16 protein-coding genes are annotated in these 17574 nt (G+C 66.0%); 5 read left to right on the top strand and 11 right to left on the bottom strand.

Annotated features, from left to right (window positions below):
• Positions 1-69: 69 nt before the first annotated feature.
• Positions 70-1224, bottom strand: coding sequence for a mechanosensitive ion channel family protein (locus C454_RS08845; protein WP_004974694.1), 1155 nt, complete (start codon positions 1222-1224; stop codon positions 70-72).
• Positions 1225-1317: 93 nt separating this feature from the next.
• On the opposite strand from C454_RS08845, the gene C454_RS08840 reads away from it, so the two are divergent.
• A complete protein-coding gene (locus tag C454_RS08840; RefSeq protein WP_004974692.1) occupies positions 1318-2058 on the top strand; it encodes a proteasome assembly chaperone family protein in 741 nt (246 codons plus the stop codon).
• Between the two features lie 129 nt (positions 2059-2187).
• A complete protein-coding gene (gene trmB, locus C454_RS08835; RefSeq protein ID WP_004974690.1) occupies positions 2188-3249 on the top strand; it encodes an HTH-type sugar sensing transcriptional regulator TrmB in 1062 nt (353 codons plus the stop codon).
• Positions 3250-3309: 60 nt separating this feature from the next.
• Here the strand turns inward: trmB and C454_RS08830 are convergent, their stop codons facing one another.
• From C454_RS08830 to C454_RS08795, 8 genes are all read right to left on the bottom strand, one after another.
• On the bottom strand, positions 3310-4110 hold the full coding sequence (locus C454_RS08830; RefSeq protein ID WP_004974688.1) for a hypothetical protein: 801 nt from the start codon (positions 4108-4110) through the stop codon (positions 3310-3312).
• A gap of 42 nt (positions 4111-4152) precedes the next feature.
• Positions 4153-5247, bottom strand: coding sequence for a Gfo/Idh/MocA family protein (locus C454_RS08825; RefSeq protein WP_004974682.1), 1095 nt, complete (start codon positions 5245-5247; stop codon positions 4153-4155).
• 156 nt (positions 5248-5403) lie between these two features.
• Positions 5404-5607: a hypothetical protein gene (locus C454_RS08820; RefSeq protein WP_004042869.1), complete on the bottom strand. Its 204-nt coding sequence runs from the start codon at positions 5605-5607 to the stop codon at positions 5404-5406.
• Between the two features lie 99 nt (positions 5608-5706).
• Entirely contained in the window at positions 5707-7074 is a 1368-nt protein-coding gene (locus C454_RS08815; protein WP_004974679.1) for an ABC transporter ATP-binding protein, read from the bottom strand.
• Between the two features lie 2 nt (positions 7075-7076).
• Positions 7077-8036 carry a carbohydrate ABC transporter permease gene (locus C454_RS08810; protein ID WP_004974678.1) on the bottom strand — a complete coding sequence of 320 codons (960 nt, stop codon included), beginning with the start codon at positions 8034-8036 and terminating at the stop codon, positions 7077-7079.
• Position 8037: 1 nt separating this feature from the next.
• Positions 8038-9075, bottom strand: a complete 1038-nt coding sequence (locus C454_RS08805) for a carbohydrate ABC transporter permease (RefSeq protein ID WP_004974676.1) — start codon at positions 9073-9075, stop codon at positions 8038-8040.
• A gap of 126 nt (positions 9076-9201) precedes the next feature.
• Positions 9202-10752 carry a substrate-binding domain-containing protein gene (locus C454_RS08800; RefSeq protein WP_081605194.1) on the bottom strand — a complete coding sequence of 517 codons (1551 nt, stop codon included), beginning with the start codon at positions 10750-10752 and terminating at the stop codon, positions 9202-9204.
• A 155-nt stretch (positions 10753-10907) separates the two neighbouring features.
• Complete coding sequence (locus C454_RS08795; RefSeq protein WP_193363456.1) at positions 10908-11885, bottom strand: aldo/keto reductase; 978 nt, start codon at positions 11883-11885, stop codon at positions 10908-10910.
• Between the two features lie 125 nt (positions 11886-12010).
• Here C454_RS08795 and priS point away from each other — a divergent pair, with 125 nt between their 5' ends.
• From priS to bcp, 3 genes are read left to right on the top strand one after another with little or no spacing between them, the layout of a single operon-like run.
• Positions 12011-13168, top strand: coding sequence for a DNA primase small subunit PriS (priS, locus tag C454_RS08790; RefSeq protein ID WP_004974668.1), 1158 nt, complete (start codon positions 12011-12013; stop codon positions 13166-13168).
• Positions 13165-14139, top strand: a complete 975-nt coding sequence (locus tag C454_RS08785; RefSeq protein WP_004974666.1) for a DNA replication complex subunit Gins51 — start codon at positions 13165-13167, stop codon at positions 14137-14139. Before priS ends, C454_RS08785 begins: the two co-directional genes overlap by 4 nt.
• Before the next feature lie 36 nt (positions 14140-14175).
• A complete protein-coding gene (gene bcp / locus C454_RS08780; RefSeq protein ID WP_004974661.1) occupies positions 14176-14643 on the top strand; it encodes a thioredoxin-dependent thiol peroxidase in 468 nt (155 codons plus the stop codon).
• Positions 14644-14960: 317 nt separating this feature from the next.
• On the opposite strand, the gene C454_RS08775 is transcribed toward bcp, so the two are convergent.
• Positions 14961-17225 (bottom strand): CDC48 family AAA ATPase, encoded by a 2265-nt coding sequence (locus C454_RS08775; RefSeq protein WP_004974660.1) that lies wholly within the window; start codon positions 17223-17225, stop codon positions 14961-14963.
• Complete coding sequence (locus tag C454_RS08770; RefSeq protein WP_049905056.1) at positions 17226-17477, bottom strand: Hsp20/alpha crystallin family protein; 252 nt, start codon at positions 17475-17477, stop codon at positions 17226-17228.
• Positions 17478-17574 lie beyond the last annotated feature (97 nt).

The raw sequence follows: 17574 nt of genomic DNA, 5'->3' as shown, positions 1-17574 counted from the left end.
GGTTCGGGTTCAGATTCGTTCTTCCGCTTTCGACGCGGCCCCAGTCCCGACTGTGTCCGCCGTTCCTCGTCAGTCGTCGGCGGTGTCCGTCGACTCGGCGTCCGTCGACTCGACGTCCGTCGGCTCCGTGGCGTCGGTCGCGTCAGTTGGGGTTTCCGGGGCGTCGACACCCTCGCCGTCAGAGACCGGCTGGACGGGCGCTCCCGGCGCCGGCGACGCGGTGGCGTGTCTCCGGTTCGCGGCCTCGTCGCTGGTGACGTGGAGGCTCCCGCTGGTCTCGTCGAAGACGAGGTGGGTGTGCGGGTAGGCGAACTCCACGGTCGCCTCGGACTCCTCGACGAGCGTCCAGAGCCGCGTCTGGACCTCCGACTGGATGCGACCGATTTTGTACGGTTTCAGCGCCCAGTAGCGGAGGCGCAGGAGGACGCCGTTGTCGGCGTAGGAGTTGATGTAGGCGGTCGGCTTCGCCGGGTAGCGGGCGCTCCCGATGCGGATGTCCGGACCGCCTTCGACCACCGAGTCGCAGTCGCGGGCGGCGCGCTCGACGAGGTCGCGGGCGGCGTCGATGTCGGACTCGTAGGTGACGAGCACGTCGAGCGACAGGCGGGTCCGCTCGTCCTCCGCGGAGTAGTTGATGACGTCGCGGTCGCGGATGTTCGAGTTCGACATCACCAGAAACGTGTTGTCGAGGGTGAATATCTTCGTGTAGCTCAGGGTTATCTCGTCGATGAAGCCCTTCGTGCCGTCGTCGAGTTCTATCATGTCGCCGATTTCGAACGGCTGGTCCGAGAGGACGAACACCCCGTTGATGATGCTCCCGACGATGGGCGCGAGGACGATACCCAGCACCGCCGAGAACACCGTCACCGAGAGGACGATGTCGCCGAGTTCGAGGCCGAGGACGTTCGCCCCGAGACCGACGCCGAGGAGGACGATAGCGAGCCGGACGATTCGGAGGACCGTCTGGGCGACGCTCTGCCGCCGGAACTGCCGGGCGACCGGTCGTCCGAGCAGGCGGACGATGTACTTCGAGAGCCCGACCGCCAGGGCGACGATAACGAGAGCGACGGCGATGCGCCACCCCGGAAACAGGAGGTAGTCCGGCACGAACGCCGGCGGCTCGATTGCCGTCGACTGGAGCGGGGCGACCGCGACGTGGCTCCCCGCCGTCAGCGTCCCGCCGACCGCGCCCGACACGTCGGCAACCCCCTCGACTCCGTCCATGGAAACCGCAACGGAGAGCGGTGAAAAAAGGGTTGTTACTCCGAGGGTTCGGTCGCGGTGAACGGCTAAGTGTCGGGGCGTCGCAGTATCTGCATGGTCAACGCGACGAGCGCCCGCCCCGACTTCCGCATCACCCACGAGACGCCGCCCAGCCGAGCGCTCCTCTGCGGCTTCTCGTCGTTCGGACTCGCCGGCCTCACGGCCGTCGACTTCATCGTCGACCACCTCGACCTCGAACAGACCGGCCACCTCACCGTCGAGGGTCTCCCGGCGGTGACTCCCTTCGAAAACGGCCGCCCCCGGCATCACACCCGGCTATTCTCCCGCGAGGACCTCGACGTGACCGTCCTCGTCGGCGAGCTGTTCGTCCCGGCCGTCCACGGCACCCAGTTCGGTAACGCCATCCTCGAGTGGACAGAGCGCAACCAAGTCGAGGAGCTGGCCGTCCTCTCGGGGATTCCGATGGCCCACGGCCCCGACGAACACCGCGTGTTCTACATCGCCACCGACGACTACCGCGAGGCGCGACTCGCCGACAGCGGCATCCCCCCGATGGGCCGAGGGTTCTTCGACGGCACCAACGCGGCGCTCGTCGAGCGCGGCATCGGGTCGCCCCTCGGCGTCGGCGTCTACGTCACGCCCGTCCACGCCCAAGCGCCCGACGTGGAGGCGGCGATTCGACTCGTCGAGGCCGCAGACGACGTGTACGACCTCGGCGTCGACTCCTCGCCGCTGGAGTCGTTCGCGGCCGAGGTCCAGCAGTACTACGCCGAACTCGCCGAGCGACTCCGCGACAGCGAGGCGGACCTCCCCGACGACCGGATGTACATGTGAGCGGCGGCCCGCCCCCCGTCAAACAGCGACCGACAGCCGGTCTGCTACCGTTTGTGCCACTTGTTTTCGGAATTTTGTGCTACTCGGATTTCAGTAAATGATTTAGGTGATGCCGTACACGTCACGACCATGGCTGACGAACTGCGGCTCACCATGGAGCGAGTCGGTGAGCGCTTCAACCTCGGCGAGTACGAGATAGACGCGTATCTGGCCGTCCTCGAACACGGACAGTTGACGGCGAGCGAAATCGCCGACCGAACCAGCATCCCCCAGCCGCGGGTGTACGACACGGTCCGGAGCCTGTCGGACCGCGGCCTCGTCGAGCTCCGTGAGTCGCGGCCGATGAAAATCGTCGCGGTCGACCCCGACGACGCCTTCGCGAACGTCAAGACCTCGCTGGAGGAGCTCATCGAGGAGCTTGAGGCGCGCTACACCGCCCCGGCACGCGACACCGAGGCCGTCTCGCTCGTCAAGTCGCGGTCGACCATCCTCCGCTACATCGAGGAGATTATCGAGGCCGCGGAGTACGAACTCGTGCTCTCGTTGACGCCCGACCTGCTCCGTCGCTTCCGCGACGACCTCGCGGCGGCCATCGACAGCGGCGTCAGCATCGACCTGCTCGTGACGCCCGCCTCCCGCGCGCCCGACCCGGACGAGTTCAACTACCTCGACGTGGCGACTATCGCGCGCGCCCGCCGCGGCATCACCTCGCCCGTCCTCGCGGTCGCCGACGGCGAGTACTCCATCTACGCGACCCAAGACGCCCTCCGCGACGACCGCGACCGCTACGGCGTCATCTTCAACCGCTCCGCGCTCGGCTTCCTCGTGAGCGGCTTCTTCGGGACCGTCCTCTGGAGCACCGCCGAGACCATCGTCGCCAACGGCAAGCGCCGGCCGTTCCCGCGCCGCTACGCCTCCATCCGCCGGGCCGTCAAAGACATCCGCGAGATAGAAGGCGACTTCTACGCCTCCGTCTCCGGCCGCGACATCGAGACCGGCGACCCCATCGTGGTCGAAGGGCGCGTCATCGAGACGGCCTTCGAGGACACGGAGGAGGTCGCGTCGCTCCACATCGAGACCGAAGAGGGCGTCGTCGAGGTCGGCGGGCTGGTCGCCGCGCTCGAAGACGTGGAAGGACAGGAGATTCTGCTCGGCCGCGACGAGGTTCCGAACCGCGACGAAATCGTCTGAAGCCGCGTCGTCAGGTTCCGCTCGCGTCTTTTCTGCTCGGCCATTCCCCGCCAGCAACGGCTACTCGTCGGGGAACTCGTAGACGACCGCGCCGCAGTCCGCACAGCCGAGAACCTCGTGCTCCGGCGAGTCGTACAGCCCCGCGGTGCCGCCGCAGCAGTTGCGCGTCGTCGTCTCCTCGACCGCGCCGCCGCAGTCCGGACAGACCTCGGTGAACATCCGCATCGGCTCCGTGGCCGCGAGCGCGACCATCGGGTCGACGCCGCGCTCGACGACCGTGTAGAGCGTCGCCACGTCCGCGATGGCCTGCGGCCGGGAAATCCACACGGACATCGAGGGACCGTCCAGCGAGATACCGCCGAACTCGGCGTCGACCGTCGCGTCGAACGGGACCGCGTTGGCGACGGCCTCGGCGAGTTCCTCGTCAGTGGTCTTCCGGAGCGTCGCCATCGTCGACTCCCACTCCTCGCGGGCGTCGTCGGCGAGAAAGAGGCCGTCTTCCTCCTCGACGAGCACCCCGGCGTTCAGGAGCGTCGAGAGCATCACGTCGGGGTCGACGTTGGCGTCGAGCGACTCCGACCGGCGGTCGGGAGACGAGTCCGCGTCGCCGTGGTCGAAGACGCCGGCGAGGCCGAGCGCAGAGACGACCCGGGGCGCGAACGAGGGCGTGCCGGGGACGACGTAGCCCCGCAGGTACACGGCGAGCGCGCCGCCGACGAGGACGACGAAGCCGACCAGCGGCGAGAGCACGCTGACCGCGAGGCCGACGAGGACGACCAGCGCGACGTTGACGGCGGTACACGGCAGACAGCGGTTCTCGCCGGTGTGTTCCGGGCGCTTGAGTGAGTCGATGACGGACATGGTGTGAAAAGTGGGGCTGTGAAGTGTTCGCGTTCGCGGTGGTCAGTTCGCCGGGGGCGTCTCGGTCTCGACCGCGTCGAGGCGGACCGCTTTCCCGGTCTCCGACGAGCGGTAGATGGCGTCGATGACGCGCTGGACGGCGAGGCCCTGTTCGACCGTGTTGCGGCCGGGGTGTTCGCCCTCGGCGACGGCCGCGAGGAACGCCTCCTGTTCGGTCTTGTGGGTGTCGTTGTCCTGCGTCTCTACGTCGGCCGTCGAGAGGTGGTTGCCGCCGCCGACGCCGTCCTCGTAGAACTGGAGGTCGTGGCTCGCGCGGTCGAAGCGCACGCCGCCCTCCGTGCCGCGGAGGAAGAACTCGTCGTTGGTCGGGCGGTTCGTCGCCCACGCGACTTCGAGGGAGATGGTCGTCCCCTCCTCGGTGCGGATGAAGGCGCTCGCGGAGTCGTCCACGTCGAAGGCCTCCGGCCCGACGTCGTCGCCCCACATCTCGACGAAGGTGTAGTCGTCGCGGTCGCCGAACTCCGAGCGGGTGACGCCGGAGACCTCGACGACCTCGGGGAAGTCGAGGAAGTAGAGCGCGAGGTCGATTGCGTGGACGCCGATGTCGATGAGCGAACCGCCGCCGGCGACTTTCTTGGAGGTGAACCACGACCCGCGGCCGGGGATGCCGCGGCGGCGGACGTAGTTGGCCTCGACGTGGGTGACGTCGCCGAAGCGACCTTCCTCGTAGTGGTGGCGGACGACCTCGACGGGGTTGGCGAAGCGGTTGTTGAAGCCGACCATGCAGAAGCCGTCGGCCTCCTCGGCCGCCTCGGCGATTCGCTCGGCCGATTCGAGCGAGTGCGCGAGCGGCTTTTCGAGCAGCACGTCGAGGCCCGCGTCGAGCGCGGCGACGGCGTACTCCTCGTGGAAGCGGTTCGGCGTGGTGATGATGACCGCGTCGACCTCCCCGAACAGTTCCGACTTCTCTTCGTAGGTGTTCACGTCGTACTTCTCGGCGAAGCGACGACGGGCGTCCGCCTGGATGTCGAGGCCGCCGACGAGGGTTGCGCCGAGGGCGACGAGGCGGTCTGCGTGGTGGTGTCCGATGTTTCCGAGTCCGACGATACCGACTCGGACCGATGATTCCGTACTCATGATTCGATGATTAACTACAGGTGGTGTTAAGTTTCACGTTCTTTGGCCTGAATTGCCAGAATCGACCGCGAGCGCCCGGTCAGACGGCGTTCGGGACGCGAGGTACGGCGAACGACGAGGCGGGACGAGGCGACTGGCACGGGTCGAGACTGGGCGTCAGTAGAGCTGTTCTTCGCGCTCTTTGCGCTCTTCCTCGCGACGCTTTTCCTCCTTGAGTCGGCGTCGCCCGCGGAGGTACTGCTTGCCCTTCGGGATGAACTTGTTCTTCAGGTCGAGGAGGAACGAGACGATGCCGTAGGCCCAGAAGAAAAACAGGACCGTCATCCCGCCGAGGTAGAACAGACCGAGTTCGTTGACCATGGATGTGTGATGTGGTGTGGCTCCGATAAGCGTTGTGCGGGCTGTGCGAGTCGCGTGCGGGGTCGAGGACGAACCGACGCGGGCCGTGTTACGGGCGCGTCAGTCGTCGCTTTCCGCTTCCGTGCCGGGCGCGCCGCTCGTCTGGACGGGCGTCTCGATGCCGTGGCTGATGGCCTCGCCCGTCTCCGTGTCGAAGAGGTGAACGCGCGAGCGGTCGAGGACGACCGTCACGTCCTCGTCCTCCTCGATGTCGGTGTCGGGTGCGACGCTCATCAGCAGTTGGTCGTTGGCGACGCCGCTCGTGTCTTCGAGGTCCGTCTCGGCCGACTCCGAGAGCTTCAGGTAGACGAATATCTCGTCGCCCATCGGTTCGAGCACGTCGGTCACGGCCTCGATGCGGTGGCTGGGGTTCGAGACGAGCGCCTCGTCGCCGACGAGGTACACGTCCTCGGGGCGGATACCCATCGTGACGTCGGTCCCCACCTCGATGCCGAGGTTCGCGGGGTCGAACTCCACGTCGATGTTGGTCGAGACGAACCCGTTTTCCGTGACCTCGCCGTCGAGGAAGTTCATCGAGGGCGAGCCGATGAAGCCGGCGACGAACAGGTTCGAGGGTTCGTTGTAACAGACGAGCGGCGGGTCGATCTGCTGGAGTTGTCCGGAGTCGATGACCGCGATGCGGTCGGACATCGTCATCGCCTCCGCCTGGTCGTGGGTGACGTAGATGATGGTCGTGTCCAGTTCCTTGTGGAGGCGCTGGAGCTCGGTCCGCATGTGGACCCGGAGCTTCGCGTCGAGGTTCGCCAGCGGCTCGTCCATCAGGAAGACGCCGGGGTTGCGGACGATGGCGCGGGCGATGGCGACGCGTTGTCGCTGGCCGCCGGACATCTCGTCGGGCATGCGTTCGAGCATGCCCTGCAGCTGGACNCGGACGATGGCGCGGGCGATGGCGACGCGTTGTCGCTGGCCGCCGGACATCTCGTCGGGCATGCGTTCGAGCATGCCCTGCAGCTGGACGATTTCGGCGGCGCGCTCGACGCGGCGCTCGATTTCCTCTTTGTCGTAGTTGCGGAGGCGGAGCCCGAAGGAGATGTTGTCGTAGACGTCCATGTGGGGGAACAGCGCGATGTTCTGGAACACCATCGCGACNTCGTAGTTGCGGAGGCGGAGCCCGAAGGAGATGTTGTCGTAGACGTCCATGTGGGGGAACAGCGCGATGTTCTGGAACACCATCGCGACCCCGCGGTCCTTCGGTGGGAGGTTCGTCACCTCGCGGTCACCGATGAACACCTTCCCCTCGGAGGGGATGGTGAGGCCCGCAATCATCTCCATGGTCGTCGACTTCCCGCACCCCGACGGACCGACGAGACAGATGAATTCTCCGTCTTCGATGTCGAGGTTCATGTCGTCGACCGCCGTTACGTCGTCGTAGTGCTTGCTTACGTGTTCGAGTGTTACGTCTCCCATGGTTACTCCTTCAGCGCTCCTGCAGTCAGTCCACTCACGATGCGTTCCTGTGCGATGATGACAAGGATGGCCACGGGTAAGACTCCCACGATGGAGGCGGCGGCCATCAGGTTGTACGGGGTGTCGAACTGTCCCTGATACTTCAGGATCCCCGCGACGATGGGCGCCCACGAGTCGGCCTCACCGTTGTTCATCAGGAACGAGAAAAAGAACTCGTTGTAGACGCTGATGAACGTGAGGACGCCCGCGGTCGCCACGCCGGGTGCCGAAAGCGGCACGATGACGCGGAACAGCGCGCCCAGTCTGGTCGTTCCCTCCACCCGCGCGGCGTCCTCCAACCCGTCGGGAATCTGCCCGTAGAAGGTCGTGAGGATGAATATCGACAGCGGCAGGAACAGCGCGCTGAACGGGAACACCATCGGTGCCGGCGTGTTGAACAGGTCCGGCGTCGATATCGTCACCATCCCGATGCTGAGCGAGGTGTTCCCCGTGAACAGCTCGAACAGCGGGATGAGGAACGCCGCCGGCGGGAAGTAGCTGATGGCGAGGATGCCGAGCATCAGCACGCCCTTGCCGGGGAACCGGAGGCGGCCGAAGACGTACCCCGCGAGGCTGGCGATGAGCAACACGAGCACGGTGGTCGTGATGCCCAGCACGAAGCTGTTGAACATGTAGAGGTGGAACGGCACCCGTTCGAACATCGCGATGAACACCTCGGGGTTGAATCCCTTCGGTACGAGTCCCATGTTGGCGATGAGGTTGTTCGGCGTGAGCGCGAGCACGAGCAGCCAGTAGAACGGGAACAGGGTCGTCACCAGGAAGAACAGCATCGCGACGTAGAACATCGCGCGGTAGACCCTGTCGGGGTTCTTGATGGCCGAGTCGACCCAGCGGCCGAGCGGCCCCTGTTCCATGTCGGCGTCGTCGGAGCCGATGCCGGCTCCCGAAGTTTCGCTGGACATCTTAGAGACCCTCGCTGGCGAAGTTCACGATGTACACCGAGACCACGACGGCGATGATGCCCGCGGTGACGAACGCCACGGTCGCCGAGGTCCCGTACAGCGGCGTGTTGAACGTCGTGACGACGAGACACGACAGCGACGGGACCGTCTGACAGCCGGCCATGGTCTGGATGATACCGTAGACGCGCATCGCGTCGATGGTGCGGAACAGCATCGCGACGAGCACCGTCGGCAGGATGAGCGGGAAGGNCATGGTCTGGATGATACCGTAGACGCGCATCGCGTCGATGGTGCGGAACAGCATCGCGACGAGCACCGTCGGCAGGATGAGCGGGAAGGTGATGAGCTTGAACTGCTGCCAGCGCGACGCGCCGGCGACCTTCGCCACGTCGTACAGCGAGCGGTCGATGCTCTGCATCCCCGCGAGGATGAGAAGCGCCATGAACGCCGAGGTCTTCCACACGTCGGCCACGATGATGAGGAACAGCGCGTCCGCGGTGTTCCGAAGCGGCGTCGTGCCGATGAGACCGAGCTGGTTCAACAGCGCCGGGTTCTCTGACGTGCCGACGAGGAATCCGATGTTCGGCTGGAACATCAGGTACCAGATCATCCCCTGGATGACGATGGGAACGGCCCACGGGATGATGATGGCGACGCGGACCCAGCGCCGACCGCGGAAGTCCTGGTCGAGGATGAGCGCCTGACCGAAGCCGATGAGCGTTTCGAACAGCACGCTGAAGACGGTGAAGATGAGCGTCACCGCGAGCGCGCTGGAGTAGATGTTCGTGACGAACGGGAACTCTGAGCTGAACGTCGGGAGGAACTGCGACGGGAGCGCGTAGTTGCGCGCGCCGGTGAACAGGTCGACGTAGTTCTGCAATCCGACGAACTCGCCGAGTCGCGCGCTCCCCGTCAACTGGTCGGCGAACAGCGACATGCTGAACGTCGAGACCAGCGGGTAGACGGCGATTACCCCCAAGAGAACGAGCGCGGGCGTCAGAAGCAGGTACGCGAACTGCGTCTCGGAGAGCGACTCCATCCAGTTGACGGCCGACGCGTACGGGCCGCTCCGCCGGGTGTCGGAAAGTGCCTCCCCTGATTGTTGTTCTGTAGCCATGTCAAATGATAACGTGTATGTTGGTTACGTCTCGGTAAAGACGTTGCTCTACGCGTTCTGCTCGATCTGTTCGAGCTGTGATGCGAGGTCGGACATCGCCTGTTCGGGGGATTTCTCCTGGGCGAACGCGGCGTTGACCTCCTGTGAGATGCGACCGGACTGCTGCGGCCAGACGACGGTGACCGGGCGCGGAATCGCGTTCTCGCCGGCGACCTTCAGGGCGTCGAGGTAGCGCCCGATGATGGGCACCTCGGCGGCCTGGTCGGATTCGAGCAGCGACGGGCGCGGCGGAATCCAGCCGATGATGCGGAACATATCGAGCTGGAACTGCTCGGTTTGCATCGTCCGAAGCACCTGCACCGCGGCCTGCTTCTGTTCGTCCGAGGAGTTCGGGTTCATCGTCATGTGCCAGCCGCCGAGGGCGGCGACGGGGCCGCCCGTGCCCTCGTACTGGGCCTCGTCGGCGGTGACGCCGTACGGAATCGGCATGACGCCGAGGTCCTCGCCGAAGCCGGTCTGGTCGTTCTCCTCCGACGGCTCCGCGCCGTTGATGACGATGGAGTACGGCCAGTTGCGGTGCATGACCGCGTTGCCCGTCGTGAACGGCTGTCGGGACGGGTCCTCGGTCCACTGGAGGACCGCCTCGGGCGAGATGCCGCCCGTGATGCCGTCGAGGGCGTACTCGTCGTCCTCGCCGTGGATGAGCGTCCGGACCATCCGAATCGCGTTGATAACCGGCTCTTCTTCGACCGTGATGGGTCGGTCGCCGATGGGGCCGAACAGGTTCTCGCGGCCGCCGAAGTACGCGCCGCCGTACGAGGTCATGAACTCGTTGAAGTCACAGCACGACAGCCCCTCGTAGACGTTCGCCTGGAAGGTAAACCCGTTCTCGATGTCGGGGTTGGCGTCGAGCGCCTCCTTCGTGACGCGCGAGAAGTCTTCCCACGACATCGACTCGGTTGCCCACGTCGAGAAGTCGTCGTCGGTGTAACCCGCGTTTCGGAGCAGGTCCTTTCGGTACTGGACCGTCGGGAAGTCGGGGAACAGCGGCTGGCCGTAGAGGTCGCCGTTCGACCCCTTCGCCGTCGAGACGCTGGCCTCGAAGTACTCCTCTTCGATGGTGCTTGTCAGCTCCTCCGGGAGCGACTGCGAGAGGTTCTGCAGTTGGTTCCGCGCGATGAACGGAATCGTCCACCCGCTGTCCATCATGAGCAGCGTCGGCTCCGAGCGACCGCCGGAGAGCCACTGCTGGTACTGCGCCTGCCGGTTGTCCGTCACCTGCGACCCGGCGAGGATGTCGATATCGATGTTCTCCGGGAGGCCGGCGTCCCGGAGCGCCTGCACGACTTCCTCTTCCGACTCCGCGACGCGGGTGTCGGCGGCCCACTGAAGCGTGATGTCGTCGGTGGTCTCTTCGGTGTTAATCGGCGTGTCGGTGTCGGTGTCGGTGCCACCGTTTCCGCCGCCGTTCCCGTCTCCGCCGCCGGTGCTAATGCACCCGGCCAGTCCGACGGCGACGCCCGATGCGCCGGCCGCCTTCACAAAATTGCGTCGAGAGACGCCAGTACGCTTGCCCTTGCGTGAGTCAGCATCAACCATTACAGTCTGTATTCTACAATTAGTGATTATTTATAGTTTTGGTGCTGGCCACTACCGGTGTTGTAGTAAATTACTTGTCAATAGTCTCGGCAGTCCGAAATTCAATCAATAGAGTATTTGTAACGATTGTTTATAAAATATAGCGCCGTTGACGCTTAGTCTTTACCCGGCGCGGGCCACCGCGGCGTCTTCGGGGCCTCGATTCGCTCGATATCGCTTTCGCTCAGGTCCACGTCGAGCGCGCCGACGTTCTCTTCGAGGTGGTCGAGTCGGCGCGGCCCGATGATGGGCGCGTCCACGACGGGTTTGTGGAGGAGCCACGCGAGCGACACCTGCGCGGGCGTCGCCCCTTTCTCCTCGGCGAGCGAGCGAATCGCGTCGATGACGGCCCAGTTCTCGTCGGTGAAGCGGTTCGACGTGTACTCGTCCGACTCCGCGCGCGTGTCCGCCGGGACCTCGGCGTCGCGCTCGTACTTGCCCGTGAGGAAGCCGCCCGCGAGCGGCGACCACGGGATGACGCCGATGCCCTCGCCCTCGCAGACCGGAAGCAGGTTCGCCTCCTCGTGGCGGTCGACCGCGTTGTACTCCGGTTGCATGCAGGCGAAGCGTTCGAAGTTCTCCACGTCGGCGGTGTACAGCGCCCTCGTGAACTGGTACGAAGACATCGTGCTCGCGCCGACGTAGCGGACGAGCCCCTCCTCGACGAGGTAGTCGAGCGCCGAGAGCGTCTCCTCGATGGGGACCCCGTCGTCCCAGCGGTGAATCTGATAGAGGTCGATGTAGTCGGTGCCGAGGCGGTCGAGGCTCGCGTGCGCCTGGTCGATGATGTGCTTGCGCGAGAGCCCGGACTTGTTCGGCCCGTCGCCCATCGGGAAGTAGACCTTCGTCGCGATGGCGAGTTCCTCGCGGTCGCGCTCGGCGATGGCCTCGCCGACGATCTCCTCCGACTCCCCGCGGGAGTAGGCGTTCGCCGTGTCGAGGAAGTTGATGCCGGCGTCGAGCGCGCCCTCGAGGAGGTCGAGACTCGCCTGCCTGTCGTTCATCATCCACTCCGCGCTGGAACCGAAGTTCATACAGCCCAGACAGAGCCGCGAGACTTCGAGGCCGGTGTCGCCGAGGTAAGTGTACTCCATGTCGGTCACACCGCCTCATACACGAACGACAATGATAAGCATACGCACATCACGGACGTGAGAGAAACGACCACGGCCGTGGGGAGACGTAATGGCTTTACCCGCGCCTCCGGAACCCGAGGTGTATGGACGGGCGCACTCGCGAGTACCTCGAAGGTCGCTTCGGTGACTACTACCGGAGCACCGACGTTCCGCTCCCGCCCGCCCCGGGCGAACGTGAGTGGGGCGTCATCCCGTGGTCGGCCGGCGGCACGCGGATGCACCGCCACCAGTCGCTTCTCGACCTCGGCGACCTCTCGGACTACCTCGCCCGGAGCGCGCCCCGGCACGTCTACTTCTCGTCGGCCCGGTTTTCGGACCCCGGCGCGGCCTCGATGGACGACAAGGACTGGCGCGAGGCCGACCTCGTCTTCGACATCGACGCGGACCACCTCCCCGGCGTCGACCCCGAGACGACGGGGTACGCCGACATGCTCGACGCCGGGAAGGAGGCCCTGTTGGACCTGCTGAACCTCCTCGAAGACGACTTCGCGTTCGAGGAGATGCAGGCCGTGTTCTCCGGCGGCCGCGGCTACCACGTCCACGTGCGCGACGAGTCGGTCCGCGGCCTCGACAGCGAGGCCCGCCGCGAGGTGGTCGATTACATCCGCGCCATCGACCTCGACTTCGACGCGCTCGTCGAGACGCGACAGCACGGGACGACGACCCAGCGCGTCCTCCGAACCGAGGGCGGGTGGGGCCGGCGGACCCACCGGCGACTCCTCGCGTTCGTGGACGCGCTGTTGGAGATGGAAGAAGACGCCGCGCTCTCGCGGTTGAAGGAACTCGACGGCATCGGCGACGGGCGCGCGAAGACGATTCTCGGCGCGTTCCGGAACAACCCCGACGCCGTCCGCGAGGGCAACGTCGAGGCCGGCGGCCCGGGCGTCCGGACCCTGGTCGAGGCGCTCGCCCACGAGACCGTCGAGGACGAGACCTCGCCGATAGACGAACCCGTGACGACCGACACGAAACGGCTGATTCGCCTCCCGAAGAGCCTCCACGGCGGGTCGGGACTCGTCGTCGAACCGCTCGACCGCGACGAAATCGACGATTTCGACCCCCTCTCCGACGCGGTCCCGGACCGCTTCCGCGGCCGCGACATCGCCGTCAAAGTGACCGACCCCGGCGAGGTCGAGTTCGACGGCGATAGCTTTACACTCGACTCGGGCGTGCAGTCGGTAGACGAGAGCCTCGGCGTGTTTCTCATGACCCGCGGTCGAGCCGAGAAGGTGACAGAATGAACGTAGACGACCTCAGGAGCGTGCTTCGGACGGAGCGACAGAAAGACAGCCTACAGCACCTCCGCGAGTCGTTCTACGAGGACGTCGCGGAGTTCATCGCCGAGCAGAAGGCGAAACGCGAGGAGAAGGCCGAACAGCTCGGCACCCACTACTCGCCGGAGATTCGGCGGCTCACGGACGAAATCGAGACCGCGGAGGAGGTCGTCACCTCCATCTACGAGCGCCGCGTCGGCAAGGTCGTCAAGGCCGCGAGCTTCGCGGCCGCGGGGATGTCCTCCGAGACGGACGGGCTGACCCACGAGGAAAAGCGGCTGTTCGACGACCTCGTCGACCGCATCGAGGAGAACCGCGGCACGGTGCTCTCCGCGCTCGAAGACGTGTCGGCCGCCGACTCCCCGAAGGACGCCGTTTCGGCGACCGACGTGACGACCGCGGAACCGGGCGCGCCCGGCGATTCCGGACCCGCGATTCCGCCGGACGAACCCGACCCAGAGACCGCGCCGACCGGCATCGGCACCGACGCCGACGGCTCCGAGACGGCCACCGACGGCTCCGAGACCCCCACCGGCGACTCGGCCGCGGGCGACGTGCTCGCGGACGCGATGGGCGGCGGGACCGGCGACGACGTATCGAACGCGGAGTCGGGGACCGACCGACCGGCCACCGAGGCCGCCGCGGCGTCGACCGATTCCGCCCCCGCGGACTCCGGTCCCGCGGTTCCGCCGGACGAACCAAACCCGGAGACCGCGGCCCCGTCAGCGGGCGAAGCCGACACGGTGGAACCCTCCGCCGACGACCCGCTTTCCGGCCTCGCCGACGAGCGCGAGACGGTCCGCATCACCGCCGACGTGGGGACCATCCTCGGCGTCGACGAGCGCGAGTACGACCTCGCCACCGAGGACGTGGTGACGCTCCCGTCGGCCAACGCCGACCCGCTGGTCGAGCGCGGCGCGGCCGAGAAACTCGACTGAGAAAGACCCTTCTTCCCGCCGCCGGAACTGGTGGCTATGCTCGACATTGGCGACGACGCCCCCGACTTCGAACTGCCCGACCAGCGCGGCGACCTCGTCTCGCTTTCCGACTTCCGCGGCGAGCACGTCGTGGTCTACTTCTACCCGCGCGCCGACACGCCGGGCTGTACCACCGAGGCCTGCGGCTTCCGCGACTCGTGGGACGAGTTCGAGGAGCGCGACGCGACGGTTCTCGGCATCAGCGACGACCCCGTCTCGGACCTCGACTCGTTCGCCGAGAAGTACGACCTCCCCTTCACGCTCCTGTCGGACGAAGACGGCAGCGTCTCCTCGGCGTACGGCTCGTACGGCGAAAAGAACATGTTCGGCAAGACGTTCGACGGCGTCTTCCGCAACTCGTACCTCGTCGGCCCCGACGGGACCGTCGAGCGGGTCTACGAGGGCGTCTCGCCCGACGGCCACGCCGACGAAATCCTCGCCGACCTCGACGAACTGGACGGCTGAACGGGGAGACCACCTCGACCGGGCGACTGCCCCGCCCCGCCGGACCGCCCGGTCTCCGTCTCGCGCCGAACCGACAACTACTGACCGAGTACATTCTTTACAAACGACGGGAGACACACCGCATTTCCGGTGAAATAAACGTAGAACTCGTTGATTATTGCGTATCCCGAGAACCGCGTACCACTACGTAGCAGACGGGAGTGATATGAACGTGACGGTCGCGCCTCTGAGTCGGGCGGATGGTAGGCGAACAGTCGCCGTCGCTCGGTGGCTGGGACGCGTTCGAAAAATACGTCTGAAGGGGCGTTACGAGGCGCTTACTGGAAGGTGCGGCCGACTTCGGTCTCGCGGTCGCGTTCGACCTCGCTCTTCTGGAAGCGCTCTTCGATCTCCTCGTAGCGGCGGCGCACGTCGTCGGTGACGCTCGCGCCGATTTCGTCGAGGGCGTTCTCGAAGTGTTCCATCGTCACGCGGACGTTACCGACGCTCTCGCCGATGTCCTCCTTCTCGACGCTCCGGATGAACTCGCGGGAGGCGTTCATCGACGCCTCGCGGGCGAGCGCTTCGAGGTCGGCACCGACGTAGCCGTCGGTCTTCGACGCGATTTTATCGAGGTCGACGTCGTCGGCCAGCGGCTTTTCGCGGGTGTGCACGTCGAGGATGGCGCGGCGGGCGTCCTCGTCGGGCACGGGCACGTGGACGTGGCGGTCGAGGCGGCCGGGGCGCAGGAGCGCCGAGTCGATGAGGTCCGGCCGGTTGGTCGTCGCGATGACGACCACGTCTTCGAGCGCTTCGAGGCCGTCGAGTTCGGTGAGCAGTTGGGAGACGACGCGCTCGGTGACGCCCGAACTCGACGAGTCGCGGCCGCGCTCGGTCGCGATGGAGTCGATTTCGTCGAAGAACACCACCGTCGGAGCGTTCTCGCGGGCCTTCTTGAACACCTCGCGGACGCCCTTTTCGGACTCGCCGACGAACTTGTTCAGGAGTTCGGGGCCCTTGATGGAGATGAAGTTCGACTCCGCCTCGTTGGCGACGGCCTTCGCCAGCAGGGTCTTCCCGGTGCCCGGCGGGCCGTACATCAGAACGCCCTTGGCGGCGTCCATGTCCATCTGCTGGAACACCTCGGGGTATTCGAGGGGCCACTGGATGGTCTCGCGGAGGCGTTCCTTGGTGGATTCGAGTCCGCCCACGTCCTCCCACGTGACGTCGGGAACCTCGACGAACACCTCGCGGAGCGCCGAGGGCTCGATGCTCTTGAGCGCCTGTCTGAAGTCGTCTTCCGTGACTTTGAGGCCTTCGAGCACCTCGGCGTCTATCTCCTCGGCGTCGAGGTCGAGTTGCGGCCGGATGCGCCGCAGGGCGTGCATCGCCGACTCCTTGGCCAGCGATTCGAGGTCCGCCCCGACGAAGCCGTGCGTGCTGTCGGCGTAGGCGTCGAGGTCCACGTCGTCGGTCAGCGGCATGTTCCGCGTGTGGACCTGCATGATCTCCTTGCGACCGTCGCGGTCCGGCACGCCGATTTCGATTTCGCGGTCGAAGCGCCCGCCGCGGCGGAGCGCGTTGTCGATGGCGTCCACGCGGTTGGTCGCGCCGATGACGACGACCTCGCCGCGCTCGTCGAGGCCGTCCATGAGCGACAGCAGTTGGGCGACGACGCGGCGTTCCACGTCACCGCCGGCCTCGCTGCGCTTGGGCGCGATGGAGTCTATCTCGTCGATGAAGACGATGGCGGGCGAGTTCTCCGTGGCCTCCTCGAAGATTTCGCGGAGCTGCTCTTCGGACTCCCCGTAGTACTTCGACATGATCTCCGGGCCGGAGATGGTGTGGAACGAGGCGTCGATTTCGTTGGCGACGGCCTTCGCGATGAGGGTCTTCCCCGTCCCCGGCGGGCCGTGCAGGAGAACGCCCTTCGGCGGCTCGATGCCGAGGCGCTTGAACAGCTCGGGGTGGCGCATCGGGAGTTCGATCATCTCCCGGACCTGTTCGAGTTCCTTGTCGAGGCCGCCGATGTCCTCGTAGGTGACGGAGGGGCCGCCGTCGTCGCCCGGCGCGGAGTCCTTAATCTGCTCGGCGGGCTTCTGGCTCACCTGGAACTCGGTGTTGTCGGTGACGACGACGGTGCCGTCGGGGTCGGTCGACGCGATTTTGATGGGGACCGACTGGTTCGACGCGCTCATGAAGCCGAAGCCGAGCGGAAGCTGGACGCTCTGGCCCTGCGCGACCGGCTGGCCGGAGAGCTTGTCGCGGATGTAGGTCCCGATGTTACCGCCGATGCGGAGGTTCTGCGGGAGCGCGATAGTGACGCGCTTTGCGGGCTTCACGTCGGCTTTCTCCACGTCCACGCGCTCGTCGATGCCGACGCCGGCCTGCTGGCGGAGACGACCGTCGATGCGGATGATACCGGTTCCCTGGTCTTCGGGGTAACCGGGCCAGACGCGGGCGATGGCGGTCCCGTCGTTCGGACCGTCGATGCGGATGAAATCTCCGCCTTCGAGGTCGAGTTCCGCGGCCGCGGCTCGGTCGATAGCGGCGAGTCCGCGACCGGCGTCCTTCTGTTTGAGGGGTTTGACGATGAGTTTCATTTACTTGGTGAGGGTGATGGTGAGCACGCCGTTTCGAACCGCCACGTCGGCGTCGCCGCCGGCGGGGAGTTCGAACTCCGTCTCGGTCACGCGGTCGCCGGTGTCGGCCACGACGATGGCCGTCGACCCGACGATGTCCACGTCGACCTCGTCTTCTGAGAGGCCCACGTCGGCCGCGATGACCCAGCAGTCTTCGTATTCGTACCGGCGAATGAACCGCTCGTTCCCGCCGGCGAACTGTTGCATGCTCATGGTAAGTCTAACCCAAGGTTAGCGTTTTGAATATATAAATCTTTCTCCGACGAATCGGGTGACGACACCGATATGCCGCATTTCGGTTGAATTGCGG

Origin of the sequence: Haloferax gibbonsii ATCC 33959 (assembly GCF_000336775.1) — an archaeon.
Classification (GTDB): domain Archaea; phylum Halobacteriota; class Halobacteria; order Halobacteriales; family Haloferacaceae; genus Haloferax; species Haloferax gibbonsii.
Note: the sequence above shows the minus strand (reverse complement) of the source record. Positions and strands in the feature narration are given on the sequence as shown.

Coding starts and splice junctions, on each gene's coding strand:
- C454_RS08785 (WP_004974666.1), top strand. CDS start 13,165: ATGAACGTAGACGACCTCAGGAGCGTGCTTCGGACGGAGCGACAGAAA.
- C454_RS08770 (WP_049905056.1), bottom strand. CDS start 17,477: ATGAGCATGCAACAGTTCGCCGGCGGGAACGAGCGGTTCATTCGCCGG.
- C454_RS08830 (WP_004974688.1), bottom strand. CDS start 4,110: ATGTCCGTCATCGACTCACTCAAGCGCCCGGAACACACCGGCGAGAAC.
- C454_RS08820 (WP_004042869.1), bottom strand. CDS start 5,607: ATGGTCAACGAACTCGGTCTGTTCTACCTCGGCGGGATGACGGTCCTG.
- C454_RS08800 (WP_081605194.1), bottom strand. CDS start 10,752: ATGGTTGATGCTGACTCACGCAAGGGCAAGCGTACTGGCGTCTCTCGA.
- C454_RS08810 (WP_004974678.1), bottom strand. CDS start 8,036: ATGTCCAGCGAAACTTCGGGAGCCGGCATCGGCTCCGACGACGCCGAC.
- C454_RS08795 (WP_193363456.1), bottom strand. CDS start 11,885: ATGGAGTACACTTACCTCGGCGACACCGGCCTCGAAGTCTCGCGGCTC.
- C454_RS08845 (WP_004974694.1), bottom strand. CDS start 1,224: ATGGACGGAGTCGAGGGGGTTGCCGACGTGTCGGGCGCGGTCGGCGGG.
- trmB (WP_004974690.1), top strand. CDS start 2,188: ATGGCTGACGAACTGCGGCTCACCATGGAGCGAGTCGGTGAGCGCTTC.
- C454_RS08775 (WP_004974660.1), bottom strand. CDS start 17,225: ATGAAACTCATCGTCAAACCCCTCAAACAGAAGGACGCCGGTCGCGGA.
- C454_RS08840 (WP_004974692.1), top strand. CDS start 1,318: ATGGTCAACGCGACGAGCGCCCGCCCCGACTTCCGCATCACCCACGAG.
- C454_RS08825 (WP_004974682.1), bottom strand. CDS start 5,247: ATGAGTACGGAATCATCGGTCCGAGTCGGTATCGTCGGACTCGGAAAC.
- priS (WP_004974668.1), top strand. CDS start 12,011: ATGGACGGGCGCACTCGCGAGTACCTCGAAGGTCGCTTCGGTGACTAC.
- bcp (WP_004974661.1), top strand. CDS start 14,176: ATGCTCGACATTGGCGACGACGCCCCCGACTTCGAACTGCCCGACCAG.